Source organism: Streptomyces kebangsaanensis (genome assembly GCF_001906585.1).
Classification (GTDB): Bacteria; Actinomycetota; Actinomycetes; order Streptomycetales; family Streptomycetaceae; genus Streptomyces; species Streptomyces kebangsaanensis.
In genome coordinates this window covers 102543-117214 of sequence record NZ_JUJA01000040.1, presented here as the reverse complement: position 1 = coordinate 117214, position 14672 = coordinate 102543, and the positions used below count along the sequence as shown (strand labels likewise).

Annotated in this window: 17 protein-coding genes and 1 tRNA gene; 11 read left to right on the top strand and 7 right to left on the bottom strand. The window is 73.1% G+C overall.

The genetic code is table 11. From position 1 onward, the window contains the following. Together RH94_RS42495 and RH94_RS05880 are read left to right on the top strand one after the other, a co-directional pair. On the top strand, positions 1-420 hold a 420-nt coding region (locus RH94_RS42495; protein WP_407697262.1), incomplete at its 5' end, for a tetratricopeptide repeat protein. A 125-nt stretch (positions 421-545) separates the two neighbouring features. Continuing rightward, positions 546-619: transfer RNA gene (locus tag RH94_RS05880), tRNA-Met, on the top strand. Positions 620-771: 152 nt separating this feature from the next. On the opposite strand, the gene RH94_RS05875 is transcribed toward RH94_RS05880, so the two are convergent. The 3 genes from RH94_RS05875 to hisN form a co-directional block, all read right to left on the bottom strand. Further along, a complete protein-coding gene (locus RH94_RS05875; protein WP_073946584.1) occupies positions 772-1188 on the bottom strand; it encodes a Fur family transcriptional regulator in 417 nt (138 codons plus the stop codon). 357 nt (positions 1189-1545) lie between these two features. Then, a complete protein-coding gene (locus RH94_RS05870; protein ID WP_073946583.1) occupies positions 1546-1947 on the bottom strand; it encodes a CBS domain-containing protein in 402 nt (133 codons plus the stop codon). A gap of 173 nt (positions 1948-2120) precedes the next feature. After that, positions 2121-2921: a histidinol-phosphatase gene (gene hisN, locus RH94_RS05865; protein ID WP_073946582.1), complete on the bottom strand. Its 801-nt coding sequence runs from the start codon at positions 2919-2921 to the stop codon at positions 2121-2123. Between the two features lie 203 nt (positions 2922-3124). On the opposite strand from hisN, the gene RH94_RS05860 reads away from it, so the two are divergent. Beyond that, a complete protein-coding gene (locus RH94_RS05860; protein WP_073946581.1) occupies positions 3125-3733 on the top strand; it encodes a TetR/AcrR family transcriptional regulator in 609 nt (202 codons plus the stop codon). A gap of 19 nt (positions 3734-3752) precedes the next feature. Here the strand turns inward: RH94_RS05860 and RH94_RS05855 are convergent, their stop codons facing one another. From RH94_RS05855 to RH94_RS05840, 4 genes are all read right to left on the bottom strand, one after another. Beyond that, positions 3753-4076: a DMT family transporter gene (locus RH94_RS05855; protein WP_073946580.1), complete on the bottom strand. Its 324-nt coding sequence runs from the start codon at positions 4074-4076 to the stop codon at positions 3753-3755. Between the two features lie 129 nt (positions 4077-4205). Continuing rightward, a complete protein-coding gene (gene rsgA / locus RH94_RS05850) occupies positions 4206-5216 on the bottom strand; it encodes a ribosome small subunit-dependent GTPase A (RefSeq protein ID WP_073946579.1) in 1011 nt (336 codons plus the stop codon). Positions 5217-5234: 18 nt separating this feature from the next. Beyond that, on the bottom strand, positions 5235-6551 hold the full coding sequence (gene aroA, locus RH94_RS05845) for a 3-phosphoshikimate 1-carboxyvinyltransferase (protein ID WP_073946578.1): 1317 nt from the start codon (positions 6549-6551) through the stop codon (positions 5235-5237). 55 nt (positions 6552-6606) lie between these two features. Next, positions 6607-7329, bottom strand: coding sequence for a M50 family metallopeptidase (locus RH94_RS05840; RefSeq protein ID WP_073946577.1), 723 nt, complete (start codon positions 7327-7329; stop codon positions 6607-6609). Positions 7330-7433: 104 nt separating this feature from the next. Between RH94_RS05840 and RH94_RS05835 the strand changes: the two genes are divergently transcribed. The 8 genes from RH94_RS05835 to def all read left to right on the top strand — a co-directional run bounded on the left by RH94_RS05835 (position 7434) and on the right by def (position 14638). Next, positions 7434-8249 (top strand): SOS response-associated peptidase, encoded by an 816-nt coding sequence (locus tag RH94_RS05835; protein WP_073946576.1) that lies wholly within the window; start codon positions 7434-7436, stop codon positions 8247-8249. 1 nt (position 8250) lies between these two features. Next, positions 8251-8913, top strand: coding sequence for an alpha/beta hydrolase family protein (locus RH94_RS05830; RefSeq protein WP_073946575.1), 663 nt, complete (start codon positions 8251-8253; stop codon positions 8911-8913). 255 nt (positions 8914-9168) lie between these two features. Beyond that, the gene (locus RH94_RS05825; RefSeq protein ID WP_199880873.1) at positions 9169-9864 is read left to right on the top strand and encodes a sigma-70 family RNA polymerase sigma factor; all 696 of its coding nucleotides are present in this window, start codon (positions 9169-9171) and stop codon (positions 9862-9864) included. Next, positions 9861-10172 (top strand): mycothiol system anti-sigma-R factor, encoded by a 312-nt coding sequence (gene rsrA / locus RH94_RS05820; protein WP_073946573.1) that lies wholly within the window; start codon positions 9861-9863, stop codon positions 10170-10172. Before RH94_RS05825 ends, rsrA begins: the two co-directional genes overlap by 4 nt. Before the next feature lie 133 nt (positions 10173-10305). Continuing rightward, a complete protein-coding gene (locus RH94_RS05815; protein WP_073946572.1) occupies positions 10306-11613 on the top strand; it encodes an HD-GYP domain-containing protein in 1308 nt (435 codons plus the stop codon). Then, complete coding sequence (locus RH94_RS05810; RefSeq protein ID WP_073946571.1) at positions 11610-12842, top strand: HD-GYP domain-containing protein; 1233 nt, start codon at positions 11610-11612, stop codon at positions 12840-12842. Before RH94_RS05815 ends, RH94_RS05810 begins: the two co-directional genes overlap by 4 nt. 105 nt (positions 12843-12947) lie before the next feature. Further along, on the top strand, positions 12948-13928 hold the full coding sequence (locus RH94_RS05805) for a tetratricopeptide repeat protein (protein ID WP_073946570.1): 981 nt from the start codon (positions 12948-12950) through the stop codon (positions 13926-13928). Between the two features lie 59 nt (positions 13929-13987). Then, positions 13988-14638, top strand: coding sequence for a peptide deformylase (gene def, locus RH94_RS05800; RefSeq protein WP_073946569.1), 651 nt, complete (start codon positions 13988-13990; stop codon positions 14636-14638). Positions 14639-14672 lie beyond the last annotated feature (34 nt).

Genomic DNA, 14672 nt, shown 5'->3' with positions numbered 1-14672 from the left:
GGCGAGCCGGCGGTCCACGAGAAGACCGAGTGCGAGGAGTGGTACGAGCGGGCGGCCTCCCAGGGGCACCGGCGCGCACAGGTGCGGGTCGGCATGCTGGCCGCGGCCCGCGGAGACGTGGTCGAGGCGGCGCGCTGGTACCGGACGGCGGCGGAGGCCGGTTCCCGCAACGGAGCGTTCAACCTGGGACTGCTGCTCGCCCGCGAGGGCAGCGAGCCCGAGGCCGCCCTGTGGTGGACACGGGCCGCCGACGCCGGGCACGGACGGGCGGCGCTCCGGCTCGCCCTGGTCTACGCGCGCCGGGGCGAGCTGACCGAGGGCCAGCGGTGGGCCGACCGGGCCGTGGAGCTGGGGCCGGCGGCGGTCGCCGAGCGGGCGGCGCGGCTGCGGGACGCCCTGCGCGAGGAGCTGTCGGCGTGACGCACGGGGCCTGACGCACGGGGGTGTCATACGGGGTGGCGCACGCCGCGGCACACGCTGCGGCACACGTCACCGTAAGCGATTTGCTTCTCTCCCCGTCGTTCACGTACTGTTGCACTCAACGGCGCGGGGTGGAGCAGCTCGGTAGCTCGCTGGGCTCATAACCCAGAGGTCGCAGGTTCAAATCCTGTCCCCGCTACTGAAGTCCGAGGGCCGGAATCCGATCAAGGATTCCGGCCCTCGGCGTTTCCTGCGCAGCCGCGCGCGTCACCTCACGACGTGCGTCGCCTCACGGAAAGACCCCGGCACCTCGATGGTGCCGGGGTCTCCTGAAAACGTCGGTCGTGGCGGTCAGGCCGCCGCGCAGTTCGGGCACAGGCCGCGGTACGTCACCTCGACGTCCGAGACCGTGAAGCCGAAGCGCTCCGAGTCGGGCAGGTCGGCCAGCGGGTTGCCGCTCGGGTGGACGTCACGGATCGCGCCGCAGCCGGCGCAGATCAGGTGGTGGTGCGGACGGTGCGCGTTGGGGTCGTACCGCTTGGCGCGCTTGTCCGTGGCCACCTCGAGGACCTCGCCGAGGGAGACCAGCTCGCCCAGCGTGTTGTAGACGGTCGCCCGGGAGATCTCGGGCAGCTTCGCGACGGCCCGTGCGTGGACCTCGTCGGCCGTCAGATGGACGTGTTCGCCGTCGAGGACCTCGGCCACGACGCGCCGCTGCGCGGTCATGCGCCATCCGCGTCCGCGCAGCCGTTCCAGAAGGTCACTCATGCAGACCAGCCTAACAGCAGGGGAATAGTTTCCGAACGGGTGTGACTTTGGAGTCTTGCTTGACTTGGACGTTGTCCAGTGTGGGATCGGTCTCGGCTTCGGCCGAGCGGTGTGGCCAGACGAGTGCGACCCGGGCGGCGGCGTGACGCAGGCGCCGCTCACGACGGGAGCCGGCGCTCCGGTGGCCACGAGGCGCCGGTCCACGCCGAGGGCAACGACTTCGTCCAGGCCGGCGACCTCTGCCGCCTGATGACCGAGGGGGAGAGAGCGCCTGATTTCCGGCACTGGACCGCTTGTCGTGGCCGGCGGGCCGGGTCCCTTCGGGGCCATGTCCGCCGGCCGTGTCCGCCGGAACCGTCAGGCCGGCACCTGCGCCGCCCGCTGCCGGACCGGCGCCCAGCAGCGGATGATGTCGCGGACCGAGACGATCCCCGCCGGTTCGCCGCCGTCCAGGACGATCAGGTGCCGGAAGCCGCCGTGCGTCATGGTCCGGGCCGCCTCCTCCAGGGTCCACGTCGGGGCGGCGAACACCACGTCGGTGGTGGTGTGGGCATGGGCGTGCTCGGCGTCCGGGCTCTGGCCCAGACCGACGGAGTCGAGGATGTCGCGTTCGGTGAGGATGCCGATGCCGCCGGCGTCGGGGTCGTGGACCACGGCGGCGCCGACGCGGCGCGCGGACATCAGGGCCGCCGCCTGGCGGAGGGTGTGTGCGGGGCCGATGGTGAGGACCACCGTGCTCATGGCGTCGCGGACGAGCATGGGATGGAGTCACCTCCTGGAGGAATCCGGATGGTTCATGCCCGGCGCCGGAGGCGCCTGTCGAGCACTGCACAAACGCACAAGTGGGGGGACCCTCAGAGTCGCAGGCAAAGCGGGGGTCAACAAGGGGGCGCGCACGCCCGGTTGGGGCGTGCGCGGCACATGGCGGTTTCTCAGCGGCGCCGGTTGAGGTACTCCAGCATCTCGTCGTGCAGCAGCCCGTTGGACGCGGCCGCGTTGCCGCCGTGCGGGCCGGGACGGCCGTCCAGGCCGGTGAAGGTGCCGCCGGCCTCGGTGACGATGATCGCGTTCGCGGCCATGTCCCACAGGGAGAGCTCGGGTTCCGCGCAGAGGTCGACCGAGCCCTCGGCGACCATCATGTACGGCCAGAAGTCGCCGTACGCGCGCGTGCGCCATACCTCGCGGGTCAGGTCCAGGAACCCGTCCAGGCGGCCCTGCTCCTCCCAGCCGCTGAGCGAGGAGTACGCGAAGGAGGCGTCCGCGAGCTTCGCCACGCGCGAGACCCGCAGCCTGCTCGCCTTCGTCAGGCTGCGGCCGGTGAAGGCGCCGTAGCCCTGCGCGGCCCACCAGCGACGGCCGAGCGCGGGCGCGGAGACGACACCGACGACGGGCTGGTAGCCGCCCTCGGAGGCCTCCATCAAGGAGATGAGCGTCGCCCAGACGGGGACGCCGCGGACGTAGTTCTTGGTGCCGTCGATCGGGTCGACGACCCAGCGGCGGGGGCCGGTGCCCTCGATGCCGTACTCCTCGCCGAGGACCGCGTCGCGGGGGCGGGCGCGGTGCAGCTGGCCGCGGATGAGTTCTTCCGCCGCCTTGTCCGCTTCGCTGACCGGAGTCATGTCCGGCTTCGTCTCGACCTTGAGGTCGAGGGCCTTGAAGCGGTCCATGGTCACGGCGTCGGCGGCGTCCGCGAGGACGTGGGCCAGGCGCAGATCGTCGAGGTAGTCGGGCATGTAAGGCACGGTATCCGTCCCGTGGGGACGGGGCTACCGGGGACGTGGGTGCGACGGTGCACGTGGGTGGGCCGGGGGCGGGTCGGCTCGCCGCGCCCGCAGGTGGACGCGGCCGCGCTTCCCCCACACTCCGTCACGAACCCTTGACAGTGCGTCCCCGCGCGTCAAATCTGGGCGCAGAGCCGCTCCGCCCCAGGGAGGCGATGATGCCTGCAGCGCGGGAATCCCTGCTGGACGCCGCCTGCGCGGCGCTGGCACGACGGCCGTGGTCCGCCGTGCGGATGGTGGACGTGGCCGCGGCGGCCGGAGTCTCCCGGCAGACGCTCTACAACGAGTTCGGCAGCAAGGAAGGGCTCGCCCGCGCCCTCGTCAGAAGAGAGGCGGACGGCTATCTCGCCGGCGTCGAGCGCGCCCTCGCCACCCACGGCGACCCGCGCGAACGGCTCACCGCCGCTGCCGAGTGGACCGCGTCGGCCGCCCGGGGCAACGCGCTGGCGAAGGCGGTGCTCACCGGCTGCTGGAGCGAGCGGCTGCCCACGCCCACGCTCTCGGCGGTGCCGTCCTCCTCCGCCGTGCCGGCGCAGCGCAGGGCGGACGGCCCGCTGCCGTCGCCCGGCGACCTTGTCGCGATCGTCCGCGACCGTGCCGTGGCCCTGCTGTCCGTGCCCGGCACGCCCGAGGCGGAGACTGCCGCCCTGACCCGCACCTGCGAACTGGTGATCCGCCTCGCCCTGTCGTGCGTGGCGGCGCCGCCGGGCGAGGGCGGGATCGCCGAACTCGTCCGCGGTGTCCTGCACCGGCAGCCGGTCTGACCCGGCCCGGCGCCGTGCCTCAGTGCGCGGAACCGGACAGCTGCAGCCCGACCACGCCGATGATGACCAGGCTGATCGAGACGATCTTCAGTGTGGAGACCAGGTCGCCGAGGAAGACCATGCCGTAGATCGCGGTGCCCGCCGCGCCGATGCCGGTCCACACCGCGTACGCCGGACCCACGTCGAGCTTCTTCAACGACAGGGTGAGCAGCCCGAAGCTGCCCAGGGCGAAGCAGCAGAAGGCGATGGTCGGCCAGAGCCTGGTGAAACCGTGCGACAGTTTCAGACACACGGCGAAGCCCGTCTCGAGCAACCCGGCCACGATGACCAGCAGCCACGCCATGTGCTGTCCTCCCGTGCGTCCGCATGCCGTGACCGCTTGGTCGTGCCTGGGCAGGTCCCCGTCCGGCTCCGTGCGATTATGCACTTGCCGGACCGCACCGCACCCAAACAACGCGGAGGTCAGGGCAGGTCAGTCGCCCTCCTTGCGCTCCCGCGTGGCCAGCAGCCGGCGCAGCGAGTACAGACGCGCCGGGTCCGCGTGGCCCTCGGCGACCCACTCGTCCAGAGCGCAGTCCGGCTCGTCGTGACTGCACGCGCGCGGGCAGCCCTCCGTGCCCGGCTCCAGGTCGGGGAAGGCGTGGATGACCCGGGACGGGTCGATGTGCGCGAGGCCGAACGACCGTACGCCCGGGGTGTCGACGGCCCAGCCGGACGCGCCCGTCAGCGGCAGCGCGAGCGCCGAGGTGGTGGTGTGCCGGCCCCGGCCGGTCACCGCGTTCACCCGGCCCGTCTCCCGCCGCCGCTCCTCGGACACCAGCGCGTTGACGAGCGTGGTCTTGCCGACGCCGGAGTGGCCGACGAACGCGGTGACCTTCCCGTCCAGATGCTCGCGCACCCGGTCCGCCGCGTCCCCGCTCTCCAGCTCCTCGCGGCTGGTGACGACGTAGGGGATGTCCAGCGCGCCGTACAGCTCCAGGAGCTCGTCCGGCGGGGCCAGGTCCGACTTGGTCATGACCAGCAGCGGGTCCAGGCCGCCGTCGTACGCCGCCACCAGGCACCGGTCGATCAGGCGCGGGCGCGGCTCGGGGTCGGCGAGCGCGGTGACGATGGCCAGCTGGTCGGCGTTGGCGACCACCACGCGCTCGTACGGGTCGTCGTCGTCCGCCGTGCGGCGCAGGACGGAGGTGCGCTTCTCGATGCGGACGATGCGCGCGAGGGTGTCCTTCGTCCCGGACAGGTCACCGACCAGGGCGACCCGGTCGCCCACGACGGCGGCCTTGCGGCCCAGTTCGCGGGCCTTCATCGCGACGATCGTGCGACCCTCGACGAGGCACGTCAGCCGGCCCCGGTCGACGGTGAGCACCATGCCCTCGGCGGCGTCCTCGTGCTTCGGGCGGATGTTCGTACGCGGCCGGTTGCCCCGGCGATTGGGGCGGGTGCGGATGTCGTCCTCGTCGGTGTGCTTGCCGTAGCGCCGCATGACGTGTTCCCCGCGCCCCTACGCCCCGAGCATCCCGGTCCACAGTCCGGGGAAGTCCGGCATGGTCTTCGCCGTGGTCGCCACGTTCTCGATCCGCACGCCCTCCACCGCCAGGCCGATGACCGCGCCGGCGGTCGCCATGCGGTGGTCCTCGTAGGTGTGGAAGACCCCGCCGTGCAGCGGGCGCGGGCGGATGTGCAGGCCGTCGGCCGTCTCGGTCACGTCACCGCCGAGCTCGTTGATCTCCTTGGTCAGCGCGGCCAGCCGGTCGGTCTCGTGCAGCCGCAGATGGGCCACGCCGCGCAGGGTCGAGGGGGAGTCCGCGAGGGCGGCGACGGCCGCGATGCCCGGGGTCAGCTCACCGACCTCGCCCAGGTCCACGTCGATGCCGTGGATGGTACCCGAACCGGTGAACACCAGGCCGTAATCGGTGAGTTCGCAGGAACCACCCATCTCGGTGAAGATCTCCCGCAGCCGGTCGCCCGGCTGGGTCGTCCGGGCCGGCCAGTCGGGGACGACGACCTTGCCGCCGGTCACCAGCGCCGCCGCGAGGAAGGGCTGGGCGTTGGACAGGTCCGGCTCCACGACCAGGTCCCGGCCCAGCAGGGCACCCGGCGTGACCCGCCACACGTTCGGCTCGCCGCCCGACTCGGGGGTGTCCACCTGGGCGCCGACCGCGCGCAGCATGTCCACCGTCATCCGGATGTGCGGCATCGACGGCAGCGTCGAACCGGTGTGCCGGACCTCCACGCCCTGGTTGAAGCGCGGCCCGGACAGCAGCAGGGCGCTGACGAACTGGGACGAGGAGGAGGCGTCGATCTCCACCGGGCCGCCGTCCAGCGCACCGCCGCCGTGCACGGTCATCGGCAGCGCGCCCCGGCCGTCGTCGTCGATCCGGGCGCCCAGGGCACGCAGCGCGTCGATGACTCCGTGCAGCGGACGCTCGTACGACCGCGGGTCGCCGTCGAAACGGATGGGGCCGTCGGCCAGCGCGGCGACCGGCGGCAGGAAGCGCATCACGGTGCCCGCGTTGCCGACGTCGACCGTGGCCGGGCCGTGCAGGCCCGCGGGGATCACGCGCCAGGCCTCCCCGGTGCCGTCCGGGCCGACGCCCTCGTCGATGCCCACGCCCATCGCCCGCAGGCCGGCCGCCATCAGCAGCGTGTCGCGGGAGCGCAGCGGGCGGCGCAGCCAGCCCGGCTCGGAGGCGAGGGCGGCGAGCACCAGGGCGCGGTTGGTGACCGATTTGGACCCGGGCACGTGGACCGTCGCGTCGACGGCTCCGCTCGCGTGCGGGGCGGGCCAGAGGGCGGTGTGCGCGGGGTTCGGAGCCATGGCCCCACTCTATAAGGAGGCGGTCGGACCGGTCGCTGTCCGTCCAGGTGGGTGGTCACACCCCCAGCAGCCAGCGGCCCCCGCCGGTCAGCGAGCACAGCGACACCGCGTGGAACAGGAACAGCCACAGCCCCGCCGGTACGTGCGTCAGCCGCGACAACTGGTCCGCGTCCGAGTCCCCGGCGCCCTCTCGGGACCGCTTGGCCTGCAGCTCGAAGGCCGGGCGCACCCCGCCGAGCAGCAGGAACCACACCACCGCGTACGCGAACGCCGCCTGCACCTGGGGGCCGGCCAGCCAGGACACCAGCAGGAACGTGCCGCCGGTGAGGACCACGGTGAGCGCCCCGTACGCGTTGCGGATCATCACCAGCATCGCCACCAGCAGCGCCGTGGCCACCCAGAGCAGCAGCGTGATGCGCCCGGCGGAGAGCAGGGCCGCGCCGCCCAGGCCCAGCAGCGGGGGAGCGGTGTAGCCGGAGGCCGCGGTGAGGATCATGCCGATGCCGTACGGCTTGCCGCGGCTGACGGTCAGGCCGCTGGTGTCGGAGTGCAGGCGTATCCCGGTCAGCGTGCGGCCGGTGAGCAGCGCCACCAGCCCGTGGCCGCCCTCGTGCGCGATGGTGATCGCGTTGCGGGAGAGCCGCCACAGGCCGTGCGGGACGACCACGGCGAGCGCGGCGACCGCGGTGGCGACCACCACCCACAGGTCGGGGTCGGGCTGAGTGCCGACGAGCCGGTCCCAGAGGTCGGGCAGCGCGGTCGAGGCGAGGCTGTCCATGTTTCCTGGTGGCTCCCTGTCGTCGAATCGGTGGGGGGCGGCGCGCGGCGCCGTCGTCGAGGGGTGGTGGTCGGGTGACGGGTGGGCCTGGCAGTGTTGCACGTATGTGCGGACGGTATGCAGCGAGTCGCGGCCCCGAGGATCTCGCAGGAATCTTCGAGGTCGAGGTGGGGGAACCGGCGGAGACCCTGGTGCCCGACTACAACGTGGCCCCGACCAAGGAGGTCCCCGTCGTCCTCGACCGCCCTTTGAAGGACGCCGGCGACAGGCGCCCGGTTCGGCAGCTGAGGAAGCTCAAGTGGGGGCTCGTCCCCTCCTGGGCGAAGTCCCCCGAGGGCGCCGCCCGGATGATCAACGCGCGCGCGGAGACGGTGCACGAGAAGCCGTCGTACCGCCGTGCCTTCGCCGCCCGGCGCTGCATCGTGCCCGCCGACGGCTACTACGAGTGGGTCACCGGCACCCAGGAGCGCGAGCTGGAGGTCCAGGGCAAGCGCAAGCGGCCCCGCAAGCAGCCGTACTTCGTCACCCCGGCGGACGGCTCGGTGTTCGCCATGGCGGGGCTCTACGAGTTCTGGCGGGACCGTACGCTGCCGGACGACCACCCGCGGGCCTGGTGGGCGACCTGCTCGGTGATCACCACGGAGGCCGAGCAGACCCCGCTGGCCGTCGCCCCGGCCGAGGGCCCGCGCTCGCTGCACGACATCCACCCCCGGATGCCGCTGATGCTGACCCCCGACCGCTGGGACGCCTGGCTGGATCCGGCCCGCACGGACGTGGACGACCTGCGCGCCCTGCTGGCACCCCCGCCGCCCGGCCTGATGCGCGCCTACCCCGTCTCGACGGCCGTGAGCAACGTCCGCAACAACGGCCCGGAGCTGTTGCAGGAGCTGCCCGCCCCGGAAGAGGGCACACTCTTCTGACGTGAGCGAGACCGCCGAGAACACCACGACCGCCGAGAACACCGAGACCGTCGAGACCGATGCGGGCCGGGCCCGCATCACCTGGCACCGGGCGGACGAGGCCCGGCTCGTCCTCGCCGTGGGCCACGGCGCCGGCGGCGGCGTCGAGGCCCGCGACCTGCAGGCGCTGGCGCGGACCCTCCCCGGGCACGGCGTGAGCGTCGCGCTCGTCGAGCAGCCCTGGCGGGTGGCCGGCAGGAAGGTCGCCCCCGCGCCGAAGACCCTGGACACCGGCTGGCGCGGGCTCTGGCCGGCGCTCACCGCGTCCGGGCCGCCGGTGATCTCCGGCGGCCGCAGCGCGGGCGCGCGCGTCGCCTGCCGCACCGCGACCGAGCTGGGCGCGCACGCCGTACTGGCGCTCGGCTTCCCGCTGCACCCGCCGGGCAGGCCGGAGAGGTCCCGCGCGGAGGAACTGCTCGCACCCGGGGTGCCCACCCTCGTGGTCCAGGGCGGCAACGACCCGTTCGGCAGGCCGGTGGAGTTCCCCGAGGGGGACCACGACCTGATCGAGGTGCCGTACGCCGATCACGGCTTCGCCGTCCCGAAGCGGGCGGACATCACGCAGGAGCGGGCGCTGGAGATCCTCACCGAGGGCGTCGCCCAGTGGGCCGCGTCACTCGGGTGACGCCCGGGAATGTCCGGCCCCCGGGCGCTGTTGAGGCGGACAGAAGTGCCGGTCACCGGCACCCACGCCACAGGAGAGGAAGTCCGCCGCATGGGTTCGACCGTATGCCCGAGCCGCAGCAGCCGTACTGCCCTGGACTGGACGGTGCTGCACGCGGCCAGGACCGCTCCGATTCGGGCGGCGGGCGGGCCGGATCGTCGTCTATCCTCCGATTCGGGTGGGACCGCTTCCGGTCCTCCGACATCGCTTGAGGAGGTGGGTCCGGTTCCCGGTACCGACGCAGGGGCCTACAACGGCCAGGCGGAGCAGCCCGAGGGCCGGGGCGCGCGTGTGGAAGCGTCCGCGGAGTCGAGTGCCGAGCGCAGTGCGCGCTTCGAGCGGGACGCGCTCGAATTCCTCGACCAGATGTATTCGGCCGCGCTGCGCATGACGCGCAACCCGGCCGACGCCGAGGACCTGGTGCAGGAGACCTACGCCAAGGCGTACGGGTCCTTCCACCAGTTCCGTGAGGGCACCAACCTCAAGGCGTGGCTGTACCGGATCCTCACCAACACGTTCATCAACTCCTACCGCAAGAAGCAGCGCGAACCCCAGCGCAGCGCGGCCGAGGACATCGAGGACTGGCAGCTCGCGCGGGCCGAGTCGCACATGTCGACGGGGCTGCGCTCCGCCGAGTCGCAGGCGCTCGACCACCTGCCCGACTCGGACGTGAAGGAGGCGCTCCAGGCGATCCCCGAGGAATTCCGCATAGCCGTCTACCTCGCGGACGTGGAGGGCTTTGCCTACAAGGAGATCGCGGACATCATGGGGACACCCATCGGTACGGTGATGTCCCGGCTGCACCGGGGCCGCCGTCAGCTGCGCGGAATGCTCGAGGACTACGCCCGCGAGCGCGGACTGGTCCCGGCCGGTGCCGGAGAGTCGGACGAAGCGAAAGGCTCGGGCTCATGAGCTGCGGAGAGCCGCACGAGACGGACTGCGGTGAGGTACTCGACCATCTCTACGAGTTCCTCGACAGTGAGATGCCGGAAGTCGATCGCACCAAGTTCGAGCACCACTTCGAGGAATGCTCGCCATGCCTCGAGAAGTACGGCCTGGAGCAGGCCGTGAAGAAGCTGGTCAAGCGGTGCTGCGGGCATGACGACGTACCCGCCGACCTGCGCGCCAAGGTCATGGGGCGGATCGAGCTGATCCGCTCCGGCCACACCGTCCCCGAGAGCGACGTGACCGCGGCGCCGGTGACGCCGCAGGAGTCCTGACCCGCCGTCCGCGCGGACGCCCGCCCGGGCACTGTTCACCCGAACGTGCTAATCCATGGGGCTTTGCCCCGTGTGCTCCCCGCTGCCCGCCCTACGCTCCCACCGTGGACAGGCGTGACCGGGGAGGAGCGGCATGGAGGCGGTTCCACCACGGGTCCGTGCGTACGTCGCCTGTGTGGTCCTCGGCGCCCTGACCTGTCTGCTGCCCCTGCCGGTGACCCGCACCCCCTGGTGGGCGGTCGCCCTGCTCGCCGCGGTGTACGCCGGATGCAGGCACCTCGCCCGGCGCAATCTCGCCGGCCCCTTCTACCCGGCCCTGCTGGCGGCGGCCTTCCTGCTGCCGCCGGCCGCCGCCGCGCTGGTTCCGCTGCCGGGTGTCCTGCTCGCCCGCGCCGGGCAGCGGCCCGAGGGGCTGCGCCGGATCTGGCGGGCGGCCCAGCTCGCCCTCGCGGTCTGGGCGGCCGCCCGGGTGCACGGGGCACTGGGCGGCCGGGACGCCGTCGCCGCCTCCGACTTCCCCTACGTCCTCGCCCCCGCCGGGGCCGCCGTGTTCGCCTTCTGCCTGGTGCTGACGGCGCTGGACGGCGGGATCCACGCGCTCGTCGAGAGAGTGCCGGTACGGCGGGCGTGGCCGGGGCTGTTCACCCGGTCACTGGCGCCGATCGGGGTGCACGGGCTCGCGGGACTGATGATGGCCGTGCTGTGGCGCAGCCCCTACGGCCCGGTCGCCGCGCTGCTGGTGCTGCTGCCGATGTGCGTGTCGTGGTGGGTGTACGCCCAGTACCACCGGGAGCGGGCCGCCCACCGGGCCACCATCCGCGCGCTGGTGCAGGCCGTCGACATCAAGGACGGGTACACGCGCGGGCACAGCGAGCGGGTCGGTCAGGCCTCCATGATGATCGCGCGCGAGCTCGGCATGGACGACGAGCGCGTCGAGGTGCTGCGGTTCGCCGGCATCCTGCACGACGTGGGAAAGCTGGGCGTGCCCACCCGGCTGCTGCGCAAGGACGGGCCGCTGACCCCCGAGGAGCGACGGGTGATCGAGCTGCACCCCGAGTACGGGCACGAGATGGTGCGCGGGATCTCCTTCCTGGGGGAGGCCCGCTCGGCGATCCTGCACCACCACGAACGCCTGGACGGCAGCGGTTATCCGTACGGGCTGACGGGCAGCCAGATCCCCGAGTCCGCACGGGTGGTGGCCGTCGCGGACGCCTTCGACGCGATGACCTCCACCCGCTCCTACCGGCGGGCCCGCCCGGTCGGCGCCGCGCTGGAGGAACTGGAACGCTGCGCCGGCGCGCAGTTCGACCCGCGGATGGTCACGGCACTGGCACGGGCCCTGGACCGGCACGGCTGGCACCCGGCGGTCACGGCCGAGGACGGGGCGCCCCTCCCCCCGCCGGTGCCGCCCGCGGCCGACCGCGAGGAAGCCCGCCGATGAGCCGCTTCCTGCTGCCGGCCCTCATCCGCGGCTCGGCGCTCCTCGTCGCCCTGCTGTCCCTCGGCGTCACCCTGTGGACCGGCGTGGAGGAGCGCGGGGCCGCCCTGGCCTTCGGGGCGCTCGTGCTCGTCGGCGAGCTCGCGCGGTGGAGCGGGGCCGGTGTCCGGGAGGCCGCGCCGCTGGGTGCCGCGGGAGGGCTGTCGTACGCCCTGCTGGGCGAGAACGCCGGGCGGGTCAGTCACCACGGCGCCTTCCAGGTCGTCGCCGTGGTGCTCGGCGCGTGTCTGCTCGGCAGCGTGCCGCACCTCGCGCGCGGGGAGGGGCAGGCCCTCGACCACCTCGCGCGACGGATCCTCACCGTCGCCTTCGCGGCCGTCTGCTTCCAGCCGCTGTACGGCGAGGGGGCGTTCCGGGACTGGATCGGCCCGGCGTACGCCCTGCTGCTGCTCGCGCTGCTGGTGCTCACCGCGCTGTGCGGCGCCGTGCTGGCCGCCGCGTCGGCGCACTGCCGTACCCGGTGGCCGTTCGGCCCGCTGCTGCGCGAGGAGCTGCGCGGGCTGCTCGGGATCGGCTCGGCGGTGTGCGCGACCGGTGCGGTCATGGCCCTCGCGGTCGCGGTGGCCGGGCTGTGGGCGCTGCCCGTGTTCTCGGTGCCGCTGCTGCTCACCCAGCTGTCCCTGAGACGGTACGCGGCCGTGCGGAGCACCTACCGGCAGACCATCGCATCCCTGGCCCGCGCCACCGAGGTCGCCGGGTACACCCCGCCCGGGCACGCCCGGCGCGTGGCCGCGCTCAGCCGGGCCGTGGGCCGGGACCTGGGGCTGACGGAGCCGGAGCTGACCGTGCTGGAGCACGCGGCCCTCATGCACGACATCGGGCAGCTCAGCCTGGTCGACCCGGTCCCCGCGGGCGCCACCGCCGGCCTGCCCGCCGAGCAGCAGCGGCGTATCGCGCTGCTCGGCGGGGCCGTCGTACGGCAGACCGGGGTCGACGCGCGGGTCGCGGTCGTGGTGGAACGCCAGGCCGATTCCTGCCGGGAGCAGCCGCTGCCCGCGCGGATCGTGCGGGCCGTCAACGCCTACGAGGAGAAGGCGCGCGACGCCGGACCCGGCGGGTCGCTCCAGGCACTGGAGGAGTTGCGGCTGGCGGCCGAGTACGCCCCCGATGTGGTGGAATCACTGGCCCGTGTACTCTCACGCGACGGTCTGATGTCGCCCGCCGTGGGGTAACCCATGGGTAATGAGCGCCTTCCCAACCGTACGTGGTTGGATGCGAAGGAGAGGGTGTCCGGGGGCAGAAGCCAGCCCACTGAACGGAACTGGCAGGCGGGAATCGTGAGGATCTTCGGCAAGGTGCGGCACCGGCCCTCCGCCTCCTGGCGGCAGGCCACCGACCGCGCGTTCACCCTGATCGGCGACGGTCGGTACGAGGACGCGGGCGCGCTGCTGACACGCGCCGCCGACCTGGAGCCCTGGCTGTCCGAGTCCTGGTTCAACCTCGCCCTGCTGCACAAGTTCCGGCACGACTGGGAGCAGGCCAGGACGGCGGGGCTGAGGGCCGTGGCCCTGCTGGAGAAGGAGACCGGGGCACCCGACTGGTGGAACGTCGGCATCGCCGCCACCGCCCTGCAGGACTGGCCGCTGGCCCGGCGGGCCTGGCAGGCGTACGGCCTGAAGGTGCCCGGGGGCGCGGCCGCCGCCGGGGAGCCGGTGGGCATGGAGCTGGGCAGCGCGGCCGTGCGGCTGTCGCCGGAGGGCGAGGCCGAGGTGGTCTGGGGCCGCCGCCTGGACCCGGCCCGGATCGAGGTGCTGTCCATCCCGCTGCCCTCCTCGGGGCGGCGCTGGGGCGAGGTCGTGCTGCACGACGGCGTGCCCCACGGCGAGCGGACCACCGCGGCCGGCGACACCTACCCCGTCTTCGACGAGATCGAGCTGTGGGCGCCCTCGCCCGTGCCCACCTGGGTGGTCCTCCTGGAGGCCGCAACCGAGGCCGACCGGGACGCCCTGGAGCAACTGGCCGCCGACGCCGGCTTCGCCGCCGAGGACTGGTCGTCGTCCGTACGACTGCTGTGCCGGATGTGCTCGGAGTCGCGGATGCCGTCCGACGAGGGCGACGGCGAGCACCTCGACCCGCACGACCACAGCGAGCCGGGGCACCCCGGACCCCTCGGCCACCGCACCGACGGACAGCTGTGGGTGCCGGAGCGGGAGTGCGGGTTGGCCGCGCCCGCCTCGCTGGTGAGGGGGCTGCTGGACGGCTGGGTCGCCGACAGCCCGGACTCCCGGGACTGGCGGGACCTGGAAGAGGTCTGCTGAGCACTCGCCGTACTCTTTAACAGCATCAGTCGTTCCAGGAAGGCAGGCACAGGGCGGTCATGGCGCAGCAGGACACCGATCAGCAGCACGCGGGCGTGCTCCCCGTCGACGACGAGGGGTACGTCGTCGACACGGAGGACTGCGAGGAGCGCGAGACGGCCTGGCGCGAGCGCGGCACCTCCCGGCCCATCACGGTCGTCGGCAACCCGGTGCTGCACAAGGAGTGCAGGGACGTCACCGACTTCGGCGAGGAGCTCCAGCAGCTGGTCGCGGACATGTTCGCCAGCCAGCGCACCGCCGAGGGCGTGGGCCTGGCCGCCAACCAGATCGGTGTGGACCTGAAGGTCTTCGTCTACGACTGCCCGGACGACGACGGTGCCCGGCACGTCGGCGTCGTCTGCAACCCCAAGCTGGTCGAGCTGCCCGCCGACCGCCGCCGCCTGGACGACAGCAACGAGGGCTGCCTGTCCGTGCCCACCGCCTACGCGCCGCTCGCCCGCCCCGACTACGCCGAGGTGACCGGGCAGGACGAGCGGGGCAACCCGGTCAAGGTGCGCGGCACCGGCTACTTCGCGCGGTGTCTGCAGCACGAGACCGACCACCTCTACGGCTACCTCTACATCGACCGGCTCTCCAAGCGCGAGCGCAAGGACGCGCTGCGGCAGATGGCCGAGAACGAGCCGCGTTATCCCGTCGTCGCCAACGACTGACACGCATCACGGCAGTCGGGGCGGGAGTGACCCG